Raw genomic sequence first — 18,134 nt, 5'->3', positions numbered from 1 at the left:
TTATTTTTGGTTAAATCACTGGTATGCTCATGCCTTCGCGGGCTAAGCAGCTATTGGCGAAAACTGCCTGCACCTCTGCTTCGGTACGATCGAGAAAATTGTCGTCATGGCCTGGATCGTGGTGAAACATCACGATTTTTTTGACTCCAGCAGCTTTCGCTACTTCTACTCCTGCTTGCCAAGTCGAGTGTCCCCAGCCGACTTTCGGGGTTTTGAAGTTGTAATACTCTTCGTTGGTGTAGTTGGCGTCGTAAATCAGCACGTCGGCGTTGCGGGCTAGGTGTACCACATTGTCGTCTAGGCGATCGGGAAAATGTTCTGTATCGGTACAGTAGACGGCTGTATGTCCTTCCCAGGTGACTCGATATCCGATCGCGGTGTTGGGATGGTTTAGCAGTGCCGTTTCTATTTTCACATCGTCGAGTTCGAGAATATCCCCAGGCGTCAAATCATTGAATTTGAGGTCTGACTGCATTACCTGGATGGGGACGGGAAAATTGGGGTGCAGCATTTGGTCGGCAAGACGGTGTTTGATGGTAGTGCCGTTGGGGGCGATCGCACCGTAAATGTGAAAGCAGTTCCCCGGGATAAAGGCGGGAGTAAAAAACGGAAACCCTTGAATGTGATCCCAGTGAGTATGACTAAAAAACATATGGGCTTCCACCGGCATTTGCCGCAGCAGGTTGAGGCCCAGAACTCGCAGGCCCGTACCACCGTCAAAAATCAGGCGTTTTTTGCCCAAGCGCATTTCTACACAGGAGGTGTTCCCTCCGTAGCGCAGTGTTTTGGTGCCGGGGGTGGCGATGCTGCCCCGCACACCCCAAAACTGAACGACAAACTCGGTCAAAGGACTATTTTCCATAGTGGCTTTGTGATCGGAAGGCTGTGGATTGGGTAGAGAGGGTGCGGAATCTGGCATTTTTTTAGTTTTGGCGGCAGGAACTTGGGAGTTGAAATCTTAGTTTTTACTTTTTAGTTTTTAGTTTTTAGCAATCTGTACTATAATTAAGCGCTTTATCGGGAAACCTTACGGGTTGGTGTAGCAGATGTCACGCTTGAGAGATTATTTTTTGCATGATGCGGGCTGCCCGGCGTGTTCTGTGTTCTGAGATTAAGATAGCGCCGATATATCTAAGTGTTAGGGTAAAATTTCCTCAAACGTAGAACGCATTCCCCAAGGGTATAATTTGCGCTTAATCTTACTCTAGGAGTAGTATTTTTTTCAAGATTGGGGCCGGGGCAGGGTTTTGAGGAATGCCGTTCCGGTGACTCGGCATTGACGACTGATTTGACCTTCTAGCTACCCGTTCCTCGACTGCATCCCTAGACCTGGAGCGATCGCCTTAAGTTCGGCCCCCTGAGTTTTTAGTCGGGTTGCAGTCGAGGAGTGCGAGCTAGGGGCTTATTTGCGATCGGCTGCGATGCACTTTTCCACTAAGGGCATGACTTGATCGACATCTTGCCAACCCAGAATTTCCGTGACTTTTTTCTCCAAATTTTTGTAGGTTCTAAAAAATTCGGCTATTTCGTCCAAGCGGTGGGGGGCTACGTCTTTGAGGGACTTATAGTGAGCGTAGCGCGGGTCTTTGTCGGGAACGCACAAAAGTTTTTCGTCCCTGTCTCCTCCATCGATCATTTCTAGCATTCCGATCGGACGGGCTGCGATTATGCACCCTGGAAATGTGGGCTCATCCATCATTACCATGCCGTCGAGGGGGTCGCCATCATCGGCTAAGGTATTGGGTATGAAGCCGTAGTCGCACGGATATTGGACTGAGGAAGAAAGCACCCGATCGAGAGCAAAGGCTTGCAAGTCTTTATCAAATTCGTACTTGTTTTTGCTACCGGCGGTAATTTCGATGAGGACGTTGAGCAGTCCTGGTTTCGGCTGTGCCGGAATTAGCGATAAGTCCACAACAATATCTCCAAGTTAACAGATGATTGGGATGAGTGCTACTTGCCAAATCCCTTTGATAGCATTTTACGGGCGATCGGGCTCGATGCTCCATGAGATTGACCGAAAGCGGACGAGTGCGATCGGGGTTACACAATTTGAGGATGAGGCGTGTGGGGTGTCCCACCTGCTGTGAAAATACACCGGAGGGGCGGGACGTATCCCACAGCTTGAGAGGGTAATGCTTTGTTTTGGCGATAGAGAGATATTTTCACATCGATATATTCTTTTTACCGTCTGTCAAAGTTCTTTGAATTTTCAATCCCAACCACTGGCTTAGTTCTGTCGCTAACCACTCGATTTCTGATTCACTTAGCCCCTGCTTCACTCCTAGTCGATATTTTTGGTTGCCGATTTGAATAATCATGTGAGAAACTTTGTATCCAATTTGTTCAATTTCCAACTGGCAAATGTCCTGTCTGCGGGCTGGCTTGGAATGATTCCATCTCAACCCCAGCAGATGGCTGCTATAGGAGATTTGCTGGCGCTCGATTACCAGATGCAATTCTCGAAATAGTGCAAATATCGACATTACTCCAGCCGCTACTAATAAACTTCCTGATATCATCCTCAAAACAAATGGATTTATCGGACTTTGGTAATAATTAGTCCACAATGCGATACTCGCAGCAACCGCACCCGAAAGTATGGAAACCCAATTAAAAGCGAATCCATGCGGCGGAATTACAATCTCTATCAACTCCGAATTTTTTGTTAATTTAATATCGCTGCCTCGCGGCTGCACGGGCATAATCCTTTTGGATATCTCGCGGGGATTTGCGAGGGAGTTCGATGCTTCTCCAGCCGAAGATAACCGTTTTTCCAAACTCGGTTCTGTCATCCACTCCAGCCAATCAATTAAATTAGGATTTAGTTGCGTTACCCGATCGGCAAATAAAATTTTTAAATCCTGCTGCGACAGTTCTGTGGGATGCAAACCCGTTACCAAATAAATTAAAGTTGCGCCTAAACCGTAGAGATCCGAAGCCGGAACGGATCGCCCGCCAAATTGTTCCGGCGCCATATATCCGTAAGTTCCCACTACTGTAATCGTGCCGCCAAATTTTGCAGCTTGGTTCTGCACCGAACCGAAATCAACTAAATAAACTTGTCCGACAGTGTGACCGGATCTGTTGTGCAGTAAAATATTGCTGGGTTTAATATCGCGGTGGATGACAGGGGGATTGCGCTCGTGCAAATAAATCAAAATTTCTAACAGCGATTTAGCTAATTCTTTTACCTCGCTTTCGCTAAAATTACGGCCAGAGCGCAAATGCTCTTCTAAAGTTTTTCCCCCTACATAAGTCTGTACCAAGGCAAATCCTTTACTGTCTGGTTCGTCAATTTCCAGGTAATCGAGGTAGCGGGGAATTGCTGGGTGAGAAAGCGTTTTTAAAGTTTCCGCTTCCCGTTCAAATAGCTTGATGTCTTGCCATTCAAAATCGCTGCCGAGGAATAGCTGTTTGATGACAACTAATTCTAGAGTTTCCAAATCGCGAGCTAGCAGTGTTTGGCGGCCAGTTTTTTTTCCCAGTGACCGCTGCATTTCGTAGCGTTCTGCTAATATTTTGCCAGTCATGTTTTTTCCCTTAATTTAAATTAAAGTCCACTTTCTTTTTGATACCACCGGGCAAAAGACTTGCTACCTATCCCCATTGATAGCCCTGCAATGAGCGATGGTGCCACAACTACAAAAATATAATCAGTCAATGAGGGTACATAACTAAACGTATCGTCCCCAGTGCCAAAAAAAAGAGACTCCAAATCGAGCGTCTTCATAAAGAGAATGCTTGTAAAAGTACAGATGGCCATACCTATCGCAGTTAAAACTTGTCGGTGAAGTTGGGGATTAGTTAGGGGAAAAAACCACACGATCGTCACAAGTGAGATGATAATGCCGTTCTCCAAACCCAGCAGCGCGCCGAGAAAAAGGCCGAGGATTCCTCCCGCAATTGTTCCCAGAATCGGGAACATAAGGGTAGCGTAAAATGCTGCACAAATTCCTACAGCTATAGTTCCTGCCGCAGTGCTAAGCCCGATCGCATTGTTGAACAAGCTAGAGGTATTCACGGTTTTTCCCTGTCTCAATGGCAGGGAATATTTATTGATTTGCTGCGGTTTTTCTAGAACTTCTTTTGCGATCTGGACTGAGGCGGGACGGCGTTCTAAACTGGGATGTGTCATCCACTTCAGCCAGTTGGTAAAAGCGGGACTCAGTTGGCTGAATTGCTCGAATTCAATCTGCAAATCTTGTTGCGGTAAATCGGCTGGGTGCTGCTTGGTAATTAAGGCGATTAATGTTGCTCCCAAGCCGTACAAGTCGGAAGCGGGAACCGCCCTCCCGCCAAATTGTTCGGGCGGCATATAGCCATAAGTTCCGACAACGGTGACTGTTTTTCCTTGTTGCGTTGCTAGGGTTTGAACTGCACCGAAATCGACTAGGTAGACTTCGCCGACGCTGTTGCCCGATCGATTCTTGAGTAAGATATTGCTCGGTTTAATGTCGCGGTGAATCACCGGGGGCTGTCGCTGGTGCAGGTAGGCGAGGATGTCTAATAATGCTGTGGCTAATTGTTTGACTTCGCTTTCGCTGAAGGTGCGGCCGTCTGACAGATATTCTTGTAGGGATTTGGCTTCGATGTAAGTCTGAACTAGGGCGAATCCTTTGCGGTTGGGGGTGTCGATTTCCAAGGAGTCGAGATATCGGGGAATTGCGGGATGGGATAGGGATTTTAAGGTTTCGACTTCTCGCTCGAACAGTTTTAAGTCTTCCCAGTTAAAGTCGCTGCTGAATGAGAGTAGTTTGACTACTACTTGCTGTTGGGTTTTTAAGTCGCGGGCGAGTAAAGTTTGCCGTCCTGCTTGCTTGCCGAGCCGCCGATCGCACTGATAGCGATCGGCTAATATTTCTCCTGACAAATCGCCGATGTTTTGTCCGCTCATGTTCTCCTGCCCTAGAACCGATTAAACCTAGTGTAGTTGACAAAATTGCAATAATCGGAAATGTTCGGGCTACAGCAAAAAAATTTCTGTCACAGAGCAACCGCCTTTAAGAGCTAGCGATCGCGCACCCTCAAGACGCGCCTGAGTTAAGCTGGAATTTAATTTGGGATTTGCTTGTAAATTGACTGCACTACGTCGAGCAGGCTCAAGACTTGCTGCCATTCGGGGGCATCGGGGTTGTAGCTTTTGGCGCGCTGAGTTTTCAAACTGTGGTGCAAGAGGGAAAGCAGCGCGTCTGGAGACTGTAAGGAATTGTCATCTTCATCTGCTGGGGTTTGGGCTGCATTTTCTTCGATATCTTCTTTAATTTTTTGTGCTCGATCTGCCAGGGCTAAAGATCTGCCTGCAAGGTTTTCGGGCATTTTGGGCTGTTCGGACAAAGACGCGCTGGTTAGTTCTACCAATAGTTGGCAGACTCGATCGACCCATTCGTGATCGTTTACTGAAAAGGAACCAGATTTGAACACTTGCCCATCAGGTCTTTGCTGAATGCTTTGTACCTTCTGGATCAGAGGGATAGCCTTAACAGTGATGTTTTCCGGGATTCTGGGGATATCTGACAGGGAGCTCCGAGCAATCTCCAGCAATAGTTGGTAAACCTGATCTACCCACTCAACATCTCCCGATTGCGAATTCCAATTATTCATAACTGACGCTAGTGGTTTTCTATATCTAAGACTAGAACATTGACTATTTGCGAAGGAAGCTCTTTTTAGGAGCCGCTAACGCTATTAAGACTTACGCGGGCGGGGTGAGAAACCCGGTTTTTGAGCGGATGTTTCGTCGCCTTTCTCCAAGATTTTTCTCAGAAACCGGGTAACGCTGCCGCCCGTCCTAACTATTTTTAAGCGCTTCAAATAATAGAAGTGCTAAGTTTGTTGCGGTAGGTAGTGCGAACGAAACACGTAGGGCGAAACCCCGGCATCTCGCTTGCAAATTCAAATCCGGTTATATAACCATAATACCTGTTGGAGCTTATTTACAATTATCTCAATAGGATATTAAGGTTAATTGGTGGTGGGATGGGAGGCGCACCCCCGATCGCGATCGCCCCCACCCGGAACCCTGGCGCCACCGCGAGGATTTGCTGTGGGCTACTGCTATTTTTCTGTGAGATTCCACACACCATCCCAGTTGAGTACGTCTGAAAAACTATGCTGAAATAACATACAGCGATCGACGTGCAATTTAGCTGCCTTGTTTTTCGGGTCAACTTTCAGAACGACCTCAAATTCGCCTGCAGCGTCTTTAAAGGCTTGCTTGGCTTTTGGTTCTAAAGCTTTCTTAAACTCGCTCAGCAGTTTTTTCACCCGATCGAGTCCCAGGTTTTCAAATTCCTCATCTAACATTTCTGCAACTGTCTCGCAGGCCCGACTTTTAATTTTCGCCTGCAATAGCTGCCTGATCTCTGCAGGTTTCAGCCGCTTGATTTGAGGATTTGATGGTTCTAAGATGTCTGATTCCACCAGCTTTTTGACATCGCCTTCTTGCAAGTATTTAATATCGTCTGCTGATAGAGGCTTGATTTTTGCTTGCAGCAGCATTTTGGCTTCGTCTTCCGAGAGGTTTTTGATGCCTTCCAATTTCAGCAGTTGGATTTCTGTCTGCAACAGTACGATGAGTTTGTCTGCTTCGGATATGTTTTTCGGGTCGTACTCTGACAGCTTTTTCAGTTGATATAACAGGTTCTTGAGTTCGTGTTCCAACTGTTGCTCTAGAGTGTAGGACAGTTTCTTAATCTCTGCCTCCGGCATTTCGGCGACATCCTTTAAGATATTTTTCACCTCACTTTCTGAGAGTCTTTGGGTGACTGGAGCTTTGTAATGTTCGCGCCCCTTGGTGTAATGTTCTATAATTTGTTGCTGTGTTTCGGTTAGTGACTTGCCCACTGGCGAGTATCCCTCGCGGATGCCGACGAGTTCGTAAACGATGACGGGTTCGCTTTTGCCTTTGACGGTAATAAAGTCGAGTTCTCGCACGTAGAGCCGATCGGCATAATCTCGGTAAGTATTGTCGCTGATGATTAAGTCGGTGCCGTACTGCTTGCTAGCGCCTTCTAAGCGAGAGGCGAGGTTTACGCCGTCTCCGATCGAAGTCAATTCCATGCGTTTGCTACTACCGATATTGCCGCTGACAACTTCATCGGAATGGACGCCCATACCGATGCCGATCGGCAGTTCGCCATTTGCCATGCGATCTTGATTGAACTCAGCCAGTTTTTCCCGCATTTTCACTGCGGTTTGCATCGCGCACCAAGCATGATCTTCTAGCGGCGCTGGAGAGCCAAAAACTGCCATCAGAGCGTCGCCGATGTATTTGTCGAGAGTGCCTCCGTACTCGAATACGACATCAACCATCACTTCAAAATATTTATTGAGCATCACTACCACTTCTTCGGCTTGCAATTTTTCCGTAAGTGTGGTATAGCTGCGAATGTCTGAGAACAGCACCGAAACATTTTTGCGCTTACCGCCCAATCCAGTATCCCCTGAAGCTAACAAAGCTTCGGCTACTTCTGGGGTCATGTAACGGTACATCAAGTTTTTGACTTGCTTAGCGCTGCTAATATCTTCCATGACAACTAATGCGCCGTTGACCTTGCTGGGGTCGGTAGCGTCGGTCATTGAATTAATCGAGAGATTGATACTCTGCGATTTTGCTTCACAGGACAGCAAAACTTGATCCGGGTAATACTGCTGGCGGTCCTTATCGTCTTCTGGAGACAAAGACGCATCAAACCATTTGGCAAAATCGCCTTTTTCTAACTTAATTAACTCGCGCAAAGATTGACCTTCGGCTAATTCGGCATCGCTGACACCCAGTAATTTTTTGGCACTGGGATTGGTCGCTACTATATTGCCTTTTTTATCTGTAGAAATCACGCCGTTAGTCAGGGCGTGCAGCATATCTTTTTGTCTTTGTTCTTGCTGTTTGACTTCGGCAAACAGTTTGGCGTTTTGTAGGGCGACTCCTGCTTGGATATTAAACGCCTCCATAAATTGTAGGTCGTTGCGATTGAAACTGGCTTTCCACTGTTCGGGGGCGTGCGGCCAATCTTCGGGGTTATAGGGAGGGTATTCTCCTTGTTTTTTTTTGTTGACTAATTGAGTAACTCCGATCAATTTGTGGTCTGCATTAAAAACTGGCATACAGAGCATACTGCAAGTACGGTAGTCAGTTTGTTGATCGGTTTTTTTGGAAGTTTCTGCGCGGGGGTCATTGTATACGTCAAAGGGAATCAACAGGGGTTCGCCGGATTCGGCGACGATGCCTGCAAAACCGGCTGTTCTGGGTATGCGAAGTTCTTTCACGCTGTCCGCCGTCGGGATTTTCGTCCAGAGTTCGTCTTTATCTTCATCGATCAGCCACAGGGTGCTGCGATCGGCATTCATCAGTTCTTTTGCCTGATCCATCACCCTTTTTAGAGTATCTTCTAAGTCTAAACTGCTCTGAGAAAGAGCGTTGACGGCATTCATCAGCGCCGTGGCCGCCCGTTGTCTTTGAGTTGCTGCGTAGAAAGATTTGGAAGATTCTAGAATTAGGCGAATCGAGGGAGCAAATTCTTTAAAAACTTGTTCGTCTTCTTGAGTAAACCCTGCCTTGTCAATCTGTTCCTCTAAAATACCGTAATGTTCGTGGTTGGGCTTGAGTTTATTAATCAGTTGAACGACTGCTACTAACTCTCCTGTTTCTTCGTTGATCAGGGGCATCGCAAGCATTGTATAAGTGCGATATCCTGTTTCTTTGTCAGTTTTTTTGGCGTTAGTCGATCGGGGGTCGTTATAAAAATCATAAGGAATGTTCACCACTTTTTTTTCCGTGGCTACTTCTCCGGCAATGCCCACATGGGCGGGAAATCGGAGCTCTAGGTTTTTGCCATTTTCATCTTTAGCAACGATCGCCCAGAGTTCATTTTTCTCGTCGTCTAATAAAAATATCGTGCTGCGAGCAGCATTCAGCAATTCCCCTGTTTTGAGGGTAATCGACTGCAACATCTCGTTGAGGATGGCATCAAATCCCTCGCTCTCCAGGATATTGTCGAGCATTCCCAGGGTTTGATTGACAACCTTAAGTTTGTCTTCTACTTCCTTAACTACTACTGTAAAACTTTGCTTATTTAGAAGGTCGAGAATGCCGGAGAGGTTTCCTTGGCGCGGGATAATTGCACCGCTCCTAATTTCCGGGGGAGAATAATTTTCCTGATGATGATTTTGACCGCCGACAACAGCGACATCAATCACGTTGTCCAGAGAAGAGTAATTGGTGGAAGATGCAGATTTCATAGACCTTTACAGAAGCTTAAGTGTAAGGGTTAGTCTCTAAGCGAAGAGAGCGGGGAAGTTGATTAGTGAGTCACCTGTCGCACAAGACTCAAGTATGTGTGAAAGTATTTCCCAGTTTACAGAACTCCGGCCACCAGGCAAGGGAAATTCAGTGGGCCTTGCTGCTGAACGGAGGGTGGGAGAGTAACGAGGCGGTGGGAGTGCTGCAATCTTTTTAGAGAGCGCAAATCTTGTTTAAATGGTTTATTAACTGATTTTGACATTGTGCGTGCCTGGTTTAAGTAGGTTCGGCAGGTTTAAGAGCCGATCGCCCGCAGGAACATGAATGCGTACTGGCGGGAGGACTGCTGAAAGAGGGGTGGCCTTGTGGGACTAGCCGCAATTGTGACACTACCAGTTGCTAGTGATGTGTGCCCTTCTCTACACAATTGTGGTTTTTAACTAGAATTTCTCTCTATTTTGCTGCTCTTTGCTTTCATCCCACTAAATTCACGGGGTTTTCAGCTTTTTTTTGTAAAATTTGCGGTTGATATTTTTAGTGTAACCTCCGACTCTGAAAAAACTCCGCCTTTTGGCCCCCCGATCGCCTTGAGGGTCTCGTCAGGGTTTTGCCGACTGAGTTTGGCGCAATCCGGCGGCTTCGACAAGCAGGGATTCGGCGAAGGCGATGGCTTCTGTTGCTGAGCGGCCGCTGGCGAGTTGGGCCAGTTCTTCGCGCCGCTGCTCACTGTTGAGGGCGGCAACTCTGACTACTGTACGTTCTATTGGTTCGGAGTGGGCTGCGGGTTCGCCGATACTTGGTTCTGCTTCGATCGTCTGTTTGTTGACGCGAAAATGAAAATCAGCCATCGCGGCGATCAGCGGCTGGTGGGTGACGCAGAGAACTTGGTGTTTGTCTGAGAGTTGGTAGAGTTTTTTGGCGATCGCCCCAGCGACTCTCCCGGAGACTCCGGCATCGATTTCGTCAAAAATCAGCGTACCAGCACTTTCTATTTGGGAAAAGCAGGCTTTGATGGCGAGTAGAAAGCGGCTCATTTCTCCCCCGGAGGCGATCGCGCCCAGAGGTTGCAAAGGTTCGCCCGGATTCGGGCTGAAACAAAAGGCGATTTGGTCGGCACCGCTAGCGGTTGGGGTACAAGGCGAAATCTCGACTTGAAATTGCACTTTTTCCATTGCTAATGGTTTAAGTTCTCCTACGAGGTGCGTTTCTAGTTTGAGGGCGGTTTCGCGTCGCAGGGTGGTGAGGTGGCTACAAGCATCTTTTAATTGCTCTAAAGCAGTCTGATATGCGAGTTCTAAGGCTTCCATTGACTCGCCTCCTTCTAAAAGTTCATTTAGTTCGTTTTGAATGCTTTGGTAGTAGGCGATCGCTTCTTTGAGCGGCCCGTATTTGCGACAAATTTGTTTGAGTTCGCGAATCCGATCTTCTACTTCTTCGAGTCTTTCGGGATCTGCTTCTAATTGTTCGCCGTAGCTGCTAATTTGCCGGCTGGCTTCTGTGGCTTGAGCTAAAGCATCGCTGACCATTTCGAGGATTGGTTGCAACTGCACATCGTAAACCGCCATGTCGCTTAAAATTACTTCGGCTTTGCTCAACAAGTCGGCGGCTGATGCGCTGTCGCCCTCGTTTTGGTATAGGGCTTGGTGGACTTGGTAACTCTGCTGCTGCAATTCGACGACGTGGCCTAGCCGGATTGATTCGTGTTCTAGCTGTTCGAGTTCGTCGGCGTCTTCGATATGGGCTTCGCCGAGTTCTCGGACTTGGTATTCTAACAAATCAAGTCTTTGCAGTCGCTGCTGTTCCGACTGACGCCTGCGTTTGAGGGCTGTTTTGGCGTTGTTGGCTCCCAGCCAAGCGGAGGCGATGATCGATCGCGCTTCAGTAAGCTTTTTGCCGCCGTATAAATCGAGCCATTCTCGCTGGAGGGTTTCTTGTCCGAGGTGGACGGTTTGGCCTTGGGCGGTAATTTCGACAAGCCGATCGCGCAGTTGATCCATTAATTGGCGGTTGACGAGAATTCCGTTCAAGCGCGATCTGGTGCGTAGAGCACCGCTTGATGCGTTAATTTCCCGGCTGCAAACGGCTAAATTTCCGTCTATGGGTTCGATTTCTTGCTCGCCCAGCCACAAAGCTGCGGCTTTGTCCAATTCAAAGGTAGCTTCCAATATTGCCCGCGCTGCTCCGGTGCGAATCGATCGGCGATCGACTTTCCCGCCCAAAACTGCATCGATCGCATCTAGGATAATCGATTTACCAGCGCCTGTTTCCCCTGTAAATACGTTCAAACTCGGGCCAAATTCTATATCCAGGCAGTCAATTAAGGCAAAGTTTTCTATTCTCAGGGATATTAACATGGGGAATTGGGAATTGTAATTAGTAATTGTAATTAGTAATTAGTAATTAGTAATTGGGAATTGGTAACAACTGTCAACTGTCAACTGTCAACTGACTTCGGCTATAGTTTCAACCACCCAAACAAATCTCCTACCGTCAGCCGCAATTCTGCTGCCCAATCTGGAACTGGCAACACTTCTTCGGGTTTTGCTAAAAGTTCCGGTTGCTTTCCAGGGGGATAAATTAAGATCGAGCGCACCATCGGATCGATCAGCCAACCCATTTGAGTGCCGTTTTTCAGACAGTGTAAAATATTCCCAGTTACTTTAGTTTGACTCTGCCCTGGAGACAGAATTTCAATTGTCCAATCTGGGTAAGTTTCAAATACATTAGCAACATCCCCATTTTCATCAACTGGTATTCTTTCCCAAGTAAATACTGTGACATCTGGCACGATTGACCTGCCGTCCAAATTACACCGCAATTCAGGAAAAGCTAAGGCAATTTTATGAATCTTAACCGCGACATTGATGGCTGGGACTAATTCACCTTGAATTCGGCTATGTTTTCCTTGTGGCATAGGTTTTTGGATTATTTGACCGTTGATATATTCGCTAGCTGGTTCGGTTTCTGGCAGTTTTAGAAACTCGGACAAAGTTAGTGTTTTTGTTTGTATTTGTACCATTTTTTACTCCTTTTATTCCATAAAACCCAAATGTTTTCTAGCAGCAAGAGTTACCATTCTGCCCCGACTTGTCCGCTGCAAAAATCCGATTTGCATTAAGTACGGTTCGTATACATCCTCAATGGTTTGAGTATCTTCTCCTGTCGAAGCTGCGAGGGTTTCTAATCCGACTGGACCGCCGTTAAAGTTTTCAATCATTGCTGTCAAAATCCGTCGATCTGTCCAATCTAAACCCAGCGGATCGACGTTGAATAATTCCAGGGCTAGTGAGGCCACTTCGGCATCAATTGGCTTTAAGTTTTTGACTTCGCTGTAGTCTCTAACTCGGCGCAGCAAGCGGTTAGCGATGCGGGGGGTTCCGCGCGCTCGGCGGGCAATTTCTATGGCTCCTTCTGGGGTGATTTGAGTGTCAAGAACCTGGGCGGTTCTTTGGACAATTAGACTAAGTTCGTCTATTTCGTAGTATCGCAATCTTTGGATCAAGCCGAAGCGATCGCGCAACGGAGATGTCAGCGACCCGACTTTTGTGGTTGCTCCTACTAACGTAAAGGGTTTGAGGGGAATGCTGCGAATTTTGGCGCTTTTGCCTTGACCGATCGTAATATCTAACCGACAGTCTTCCATCGCCGGATAGAGGATTTCTTCTGTAACTTTAGATAAGCGGTGAATTTCGTCGATAAACAGCACGTCGCCTGCTTTGAGGTTGATCAGCAATCCGACAATATCTCGCGGTTTTTCTAAAGCTGGGGCGGTGGTGATTTTGCATTCAACTTCCATTTCTGCTGCTAGAATTAGCGACATTGTGGTTTTTCCCAACCCTGGAGGCCCGTAGAGTAACAGGTGATCCATAGGTTCGCCGCGAGATTTTGCTGCTGCAATTGCGATCGCCAAAACTTCTCTCAAGTCTTTTTGCCCGATGTATTCAGCTAAGCGCTGGGGGCGGATTTTGTCGTCTTGTTTGCTGTTGATTTCGTCGGGTAGTTCTTGCGATTCTAGCAAAGATTCCGCCTGGGGTTTGGCCACTTTTTTGCGCCGGGCTGGGGCTATGTCTTCGGGTAGATTTGGGTCGGGGGGCTGTTGTTTGGAGGAGATAATAGCCATATTTATTTGCGATCGCGCAGCGGGAATTGTTTACAATTGTTAGCAGAATCTTTAAAATTATTGAGCTCGTTATGAGTATTCCATCTTCTTTATTAGCATCGGAAAGCATAACTTTTGAGGGGGCGATCGAGCTGACTCAATCTTTACTGTCGTTCATTGAGGCCGATCGACTTTTACAAGCCGACATCCAGCAAGCTGTTACATCTCTGGTGAAAACACAAAATGGTGCTAGGGGGTTTTTTGTCACCTATCTAACGGACGATCGACAGGAGGCAGATCACCCGTCACCCGGATTAGTCGAGGCGCTGCGATCGGCTCCTGAGATCGTAGCAGAACTGCTGGTGAAAAATTTGGCGATGTCGGCGGCAATGGTTGTACATCATTCGCGCCAGCAAAAGGAGGAAATGGCGGCCGATTCTGCTAGAGTGCAGGAGCGATCGCGCAATTTAATTCAAATGCTGCAAATGCCAGCCTGTCAAACTAGAGCGTCGCAAATGCTAGAAAGTTTGCAGAGTGCCAACGGCGAGTATGAAAAATTTTTCCAGCGGTGGGGGTACGACGACGAGCAAAAACTAGCGATCGGTTCGGCAGTTCGATCGGCGATCGGCTAAAATAACCTCCGAAGGAAGAGGAAAGAAGAAAGAAAGAAGCAGCCGAAGCTAGGGTGGCAGATCCTTGATCAAAGCGGCGGGGCTGTGGAATAATTGCGGTTTAACAAAAGCTGCACAATTGTAGCTTGAGTTGATTTAGGTGTGAAGGTAGTGAACGAGGGCGAAAAAATTGCTGAGAACGGTGAAAGGAGTTGCCCAAAAGGCCCGAAGGCTGGGCGGCAGGCGGCCGGCAAGTACACGCGAACGGCGGTGGGCGAAGCTGAATCTGCTGGCAACATTGGTGCGCCGGGACTTGGAAGCTCAATACAAAGGCTCGATTCTGGGCAATTTGTGGCCACTGCTGAATCAGCTATCGCAATTGGTGATTTACACATACGTATTTTCGATCGTCCTCAAGGTAAAGCTCAGCCTTACAGGCTTCCCAGAAAACAGCGACATTACATTTGGAGTCTGGTTGTTTGCAGGTTTGCTGCCTTGGACTGCCTTCACCAGCGGTTTGATCAAGTCGGCAGTATCCGTGGTGGGGCAGCCGAATTTAGTGAAAAAAGTGGTATTTCCTCTCGGTTTGCTGCCCCTAGTGCCGATTTTTACAGCTTTTCTTGAAAGTTCTCTGGGTTTAGCAGCTTTGATTGTGATAGTAGCCGTGTCGTCGCAAAAGCTCAACGCTACTTTATGGTTGCTGCCGTTGGTGTGGGTGCCTCAGTTGCTGATAACTGCTGGTTTGGGATATTTGACAGCCGGCTTGACTGTATTTTTGCGAGACATTCCTCAGACATTAGGTGTTATTCTAAATTTTTGGTTTTATTTGACGCCGATCGTCTACCCAGCATCAGTAATCCCCCAAGAGTGGCGAGTGTGGATATTTTGGCTGAATCCAATGGCGGCCATCTCGGAGGTTTATCGAGATCTCATACTGCTTGGAGAAGTTAAGCATTGGGGGGAATGGGGTGTCGCCACGGTAATTTCTGCTGCTATATTTTGTGGAGGTTTGGCGGTTTACCGGCGTTTGCGTCCCGCTTTTGCTGACGTGCTGTAAATTTGTTTGAGATCTACAGTCAATCTAAAATCTAAAATCCATGGTGCTGTAAATTTGTTTGAGATCTACAGTCAATCTAAAATCTAAAATCTAAAATCGACTGTGCTGTAAATATGTTTTAGATTTCAAGTCAATCTAAAATCTAAAATCTAAAATCTAAAATCGATTGACTGCCGCCCATGACAGAAAATGTAATTTCACTCAAAAATGTTTCCAAATGCTTTAAGCGGTACGATCGTCCAGGAGACCGCTTAAAGGAAATTATTTACCCCGGGAAAAAACTTGCTGACGAATTTTGGGCCCTACACGACATCAATCTGGAAATTCCTCAAGGACAAACTCTGGGAATCGTCGGTCGCAACGGTTCGGGAAAAAGCACCCTCCTGCAAATAATTGTAGGGACGCTGACTCCTACCGCAGGAAGCGTGGATGTTAAAGGGCGAGTCTCCGCTTTGTTGGAACTCGGAAGCGGGTTTAACCCGGAATTTACCGGGCGTCAAAATGTGTTTTTTAACGCTCAGTTACTGGGATTCAATCAAAAAGAAACTGCAGAAAAATTTGACGATATAGCTGCTTTTGCTGATATTGGCGATTTCATCGAACAGCCAGTCAAGACTTATTCTAGCGGTATGTTTGTCAGGCTAGCTTTTGCTGTTGCAACTAGCGTCGAGCCAGATATTTTGGTGGTTGACGAGGCGCTTTCGGTGGGCGACGAAGCTTTTCAGCGCAAGTGTTTTGCCCGCTTGCAAAGCATTCAGGAAGGTGGCGGAACGATTTTATTTGTTTCTCACGCTGCTACTTCTGTGGTGCAACTTTGTACCTCGGCGATTTTAATGGATAGCGGTGAATTGCTGCTCGCTCACACGCCGAAGGTGGTAATTTCTAAGTATCAAAAGCTGATTTATGCCGATCCGGATCAGGTTCTGGGGTTGAAGTCAGATATTCGAGCTCTGAACCAACTGACAAAACAGGAAAGTCAAGACCACCTTCAGGAGGCTAATTTAGAAAGCACAAAGAGGGAAGTTAAACCAGAGCAACATCTCTCTAAACCCAAGGAATATTATGATGAATTTTACGATCCGGGGATGATACCGTCAAATACGGTAAGGTATCCGTCTCGCGGAGCGGAAATTATCAACCCCCACATCGAGACGCTGAAGGGAAATGTGGTAAATCACTTGATCGGCCGTCAAGATTATATTTATACTTACTCTGTCACTTTCTCCCGGTCAACTTCCAAAGTTAGGTTTGGAATGTTGATTAAAACAATTAGCGGTTTTGAGTTGGCGGGTGCTTCTTTGAAGGCTTCTACTCAGTCAGTTAGGTATGTGGAAGCGGGAACGACAATTGTAGTTAAGTTTAATTTTAAATGCTTGCTGAATCCCGGGGTTTATTTCTTGAATGCTGGCGTTGTGGGAACGGTAGATGGAGATTTAACTTATCTGGATCGCTGTGTTGATGTGGCGATGTTTAGAGTTCAGTCTTGTACTGAGTCCTGCGGTAACGGCATCGTTGACTTGCTGATAGAACCGTGTTTAACTGTTGTTAATGCTGATTCTCTAGTGAAAGAGCAGTCAACAGAGGTTATCTAAAATTCTGTAAAAACAATGAGCGATATCAATTTAGATTTAGTCGAAAATCCCGTAATCAAAGCATTTATTCAAGATCAAACTAAGTTTCCCGAAAATTTTAAACTGAATATCTGCGAAGACGATGAAATGTATTTGTTCAGCTTGAACAACGTCAAAGACGATCGCGATCGGGCTTTGGTGCGCTATTATTCGATCGGGCGTCGCATCTTGGATACGGTTAAACAAGTTGTGGAATGGCATTTTGGCAGTTTTGAAAATGTACCTTCTTTTCTAGATTTTGCCTGCGGTTACGGTCGATTTACCAGGTTTTTGATTCAGGAAATACCGCCGGAACGAATTTGGGTTTCTGATATTTATGCTAACGCGGTTAAGTTTCAAACTGAATACTTGGGCGTCAATGGTATTGTCTCAACTGGAAAACCAGAAAATTATTTAATTGACCGCAAGTTTGACTGCATTCTGGCTAATTCTTTTTTCAGCCATATGCCGGAAAGAACTTTTACAAGTTGGTTGCAAAATTTGTACGATTTGTTGACTCCTAGCGGCATTTTGATGTTCAGTGTTCACGATGAGTGTTTGCGCCTAGCCAATATAGAAATGCCGGCTAATGGTATTTTGTTTAGTCCTCAAAGCGAAAGCCAGTCTTTAGATAAGGAGGAATACGGCACAACTTATGTAACTGAAAAGTTTGTGAGAGAATGTGTCGCGCGAGTTAGCGGAGGCAAAGCTTTTGTTCATCGCATCAAAAAAGGCATCTGCCGATTTCAGGATTTGTATGTTGTCACAAATGAGCTAGTTAGAGATTTTTCGGAGTTAAAATTCAATCATCACCCGGAAGGATATATTGATGTTGCTGCTTTTACGAATAAGGAGAATTTGTATCTGGAAGGATGGGTGGCTGATGTGAATTTCGACGGTCGAGTTGAGGAGCTGCAAGTGCTGGTAAATGGGGAGGTGGTACAGAGGTGCGAGCCTTTTTACGATCGCCCGGATGTGGCTGGATATTTTGAAACTGATGGGGCTTTGCAGTCGGGGTGGAGCTGTTATTTACCCAAAAACACCGTGGCGCTGGAGGATGTGTTAATAGTCAAAGCAATCAATAACTATGGTTGGGAATGGATTCTGGAAACTTGCACGGTTAAATCGCTGGTTAACCAAAGGCAATCGCAGTCTTTGTTGGGGTCTACTCAGACAAAACTCAAATTACTCGAAACTCAGTTAGCTTCGGCTAAGATAGAATGGGAGCAAAGCCAAAGTAAGTTAATGATTACTCAAACTGATTTGCAAGAAGCTCAAACTAAATTAGTTTTAGCTCAAACGCAATTGGAGCAAACTCAAAATCAGTTAGTATCTGTGCAAATGCAGTTAGAGAAAACTGAAAATCAACTAATTAATGTCAAGCAAGAACTAGAGCAAGCGAAGTGTCGGGTTTTGGCAATGGAAAGCAGCAAGTTCTGGAAGATCAGAAGCGCATGGTTTGAAGTCAGGCGATCCTTGGGCTTAGTGGGAGACTAGCAATAGCGAGTAATTTTGG

Annotated in this window: 14 protein-coding genes; 5 read left to right on the top strand and 9 right to left on the bottom strand. The window is 46.5% G+C overall.

Annotated features, from left to right (window positions below; all coding sequences use genetic code 11):
• Nucleotides 1-10 precede the first annotated feature (10 nt).
• Together QT996_RS04920 and QT996_RS04915 are read right to left on the bottom strand one after the other, a co-directional pair.
• The gene (locus QT996_RS04920) at nucleotides 11-919 is read right to left on the bottom strand and encodes an MBL fold metallo-hydrolase (RefSeq protein ID WP_333044932.1); all 909 of its coding nucleotides are present in this window, start codon (nucleotides 917-919) and stop codon (nucleotides 11-13) included.
• A 483-nt stretch (nucleotides 920-1,402) separates the two neighbouring features.
• A complete protein-coding gene (locus QT996_RS04915) occupies nucleotides 1,403-1,915 on the bottom strand; it encodes an inorganic diphosphatase (protein WP_006634582.1) in 513 nt (170 codons plus the stop codon).
• Nucleotides 1,916-1,946: 31 nt separating this feature from the next.
• On the opposite strand from QT996_RS04915, the gene QT996_RS04910 reads away from it, so the two are divergent.
• Nucleotides 1,947-2,090 (top strand): hypothetical protein, encoded by a 144-nt coding sequence (locus QT996_RS04910; protein ID WP_333044931.1) that lies wholly within the window; start codon nucleotides 1,947-1,949, stop codon nucleotides 2,088-2,090.
• Between the two features lie 75 nt (nucleotides 2,091-2,165).
• Here the strand turns inward: QT996_RS04910 and QT996_RS04905 are convergent, their stop codons facing one another.
• The 7 genes from QT996_RS04905 to ruvB all read right to left on the bottom strand — a co-directional run bounded on the left by QT996_RS04905 (nucleotide 2,166) and on the right by ruvB (nucleotide 13,361).
• The gene (locus tag QT996_RS04905; protein WP_333044930.1) at nucleotides 2,166-3,533 is read right to left on the bottom strand and encodes a serine/threonine-protein kinase; all 1,368 of its coding nucleotides are present in this window, start codon (nucleotides 3,531-3,533) and stop codon (nucleotides 2,166-2,168) included.
• Nucleotides 3,534-3,553: 20 nt separating this feature from the next.
• Nucleotides 3,554-4,897 (bottom strand): serine/threonine-protein kinase, encoded by a 1,344-nt coding sequence (locus tag QT996_RS04900; RefSeq protein WP_333044928.1) that lies wholly within the window; start codon nucleotides 4,895-4,897, stop codon nucleotides 3,554-3,556.
• Nucleotides 4,898-5,055: 158 nt separating this feature from the next.
• Nucleotides 5,056-5,604 carry an inorganic pyrophosphatase gene (locus QT996_RS04895; protein ID WP_333044927.1) on the bottom strand — a complete coding sequence of 183 codons (549 nt, stop codon included), beginning with the start codon at nucleotides 5,602-5,604 and terminating at the stop codon, nucleotides 5,056-5,058.
• A gap of 453 nt (nucleotides 5,605-6,057) precedes the next feature.
• Complete coding sequence (locus tag QT996_RS04890; protein ID WP_333044926.1) at nucleotides 6,058-9,240, bottom strand: GAF domain-containing protein; 3,183 nt, start codon at nucleotides 9,238-9,240, stop codon at nucleotides 6,058-6,060.
• A gap of 600 nt (nucleotides 9,241-9,840) precedes the next feature.
• Nucleotides 9,841-11,595: a DNA repair protein RecN gene (recN, locus tag QT996_RS04885; protein ID WP_333044925.1), complete on the bottom strand. Its 1,755-nt coding sequence runs from the start codon at nucleotides 11,593-11,595 to the stop codon at nucleotides 9,841-9,843.
• Nucleotides 11,596-11,696: 101 nt separating this feature from the next.
• On the bottom strand, nucleotides 11,697-12,260 hold the full coding sequence (locus tag QT996_RS04880; protein WP_333044924.1) for a Uma2 family endonuclease: 564 nt from the start codon (nucleotides 12,258-12,260) through the stop codon (nucleotides 11,697-11,699).
• A 12-nt stretch (nucleotides 12,261-12,272) separates the two neighbouring features.
• The gene (gene ruvB / locus QT996_RS04875) at nucleotides 12,273-13,361 is read right to left on the bottom strand and encodes a Holliday junction branch migration DNA helicase RuvB (protein WP_333044923.1); all 1,089 of its coding nucleotides are present in this window, start codon (nucleotides 13,359-13,361) and stop codon (nucleotides 12,273-12,275) included.
• A gap of 71 nt (nucleotides 13,362-13,432) precedes the next feature.
• On the opposite strand from ruvB, the gene QT996_RS04870 reads away from it, so the two are divergent.
• The 4 genes from QT996_RS04870 (at nucleotide 13,433) to QT996_RS04855 (ending at nucleotide 18,115) form a co-directional block, all read left to right on the top strand.
• The gene (locus QT996_RS04870) at nucleotides 13,433-13,972 is read left to right on the top strand and encodes a hypothetical protein (protein ID WP_333044922.1); all 540 of its coding nucleotides are present in this window, start codon (nucleotides 13,433-13,435) and stop codon (nucleotides 13,970-13,972) included.
• A gap of 181 nt (nucleotides 13,973-14,153) precedes the next feature.
• Nucleotides 14,154-15,008 carry an ABC transporter permease gene (locus QT996_RS04865; RefSeq protein WP_333044920.1) on the top strand — a complete coding sequence of 285 codons (855 nt, stop codon included), beginning with the start codon at nucleotides 14,154-14,156 and terminating at the stop codon, nucleotides 15,006-15,008.
• A 179-nt stretch (nucleotides 15,009-15,187) separates the two neighbouring features.
• Nucleotides 15,188-16,600, top strand: a complete 1,413-nt coding sequence (locus tag QT996_RS04860) for an ABC transporter ATP-binding protein (RefSeq protein WP_333044918.1) — start codon at nucleotides 15,188-15,190, stop codon at nucleotides 16,598-16,600.
• 15 nt (nucleotides 16,601-16,615) lie between these two features.
• Nucleotides 16,616-18,115, top strand: a complete 1,500-nt coding sequence (locus QT996_RS04855; protein ID WP_333044916.1) for a methyltransferase — start codon at nucleotides 16,616-16,618, stop codon at nucleotides 18,113-18,115.
• The last annotated feature ends 19 nt before the right edge of the window (nucleotides 18,116-18,134 follow it).

Source organism: Microcoleus sp. S13C4 (genome assembly GCF_036700865.1).
Lineage (GTDB): Bacteria > Cyanobacteriota > Cyanobacteriia > Cyanobacteriales > Microcoleaceae > Microcoleus.
This window is presented reverse-complemented; position numbering and strand designations above follow the sequence as displayed.

Excerpts from the sequence above, each read along its gene's own strand:
- QT996_RS04900 (WP_333044928.1), bottom strand. The coding sequence starts at position 4,897 with ATGAGCGGACAAAACATCGGCGATTTGTCAGGAGAAATATTAGCCGAT.
- QT996_RS04855 (WP_333044916.1), top strand. The coding sequence starts at position 16,616 with ATGAGCGATATCAATTTAGATTTAGTCGAAAATCCCGTAATCAAAGCA.
- QT996_RS04910 (WP_333044931.1), top strand. The coding sequence starts at position 1,947 with ATGAGTGCTACTTGCCAAATCCCTTTGATAGCATTTTACGGGCGATCG.
- recN (WP_333044925.1), bottom strand. The coding sequence starts at position 11,595 with ATGTTAATATCCCTGAGAATAGAAAACTTTGCCTTAATTGACTGCCTG.
- QT996_RS04880 (WP_333044924.1), bottom strand. The coding sequence starts at position 12,260 with ATGGTACAAATACAAACAAAAACACTAACTTTGTCCGAGTTTCTAAAA.
- QT996_RS04920 (WP_333044932.1), bottom strand. The coding sequence starts at position 919 with ATGCCAGATTCCGCACCCTCTCTACCCAATCCACAGCCTTCCGATCAC.
- QT996_RS04860 (WP_333044918.1), top strand. The coding sequence starts at position 15,188 with ATGACAGAAAATGTAATTTCACTCAAAAATGTTTCCAAATGCTTTAAG.
- QT996_RS04890 (WP_333044926.1), bottom strand. The coding sequence starts at position 9,240 with ATGAAATCTGCATCTTCCACCAATTACTCTTCTCTGGACAACGTGATT.
- ruvB (WP_333044923.1), bottom strand. The coding sequence starts at position 13,361 with ATGGCTATTATCTCCTCCAAACAACAGCCCCCCGACCCAAATCTACCC.
- QT996_RS04870 (WP_333044922.1), top strand. The coding sequence starts at position 13,433 with ATGAGTATTCCATCTTCTTTATTAGCATCGGAAAGCATAACTTTTGAG.
- QT996_RS04905 (WP_333044930.1), bottom strand. The coding sequence starts at position 3,533 with ATGACTGGCAAAATATTAGCAGAACGCTACGAAATGCAGCGGTCACTG.
- QT996_RS04895 (WP_333044927.1), bottom strand. The coding sequence starts at position 5,604 with ATGAATAATTGGAATTCGCAATCGGGAGATGTTGAGTGGGTAGATCAG.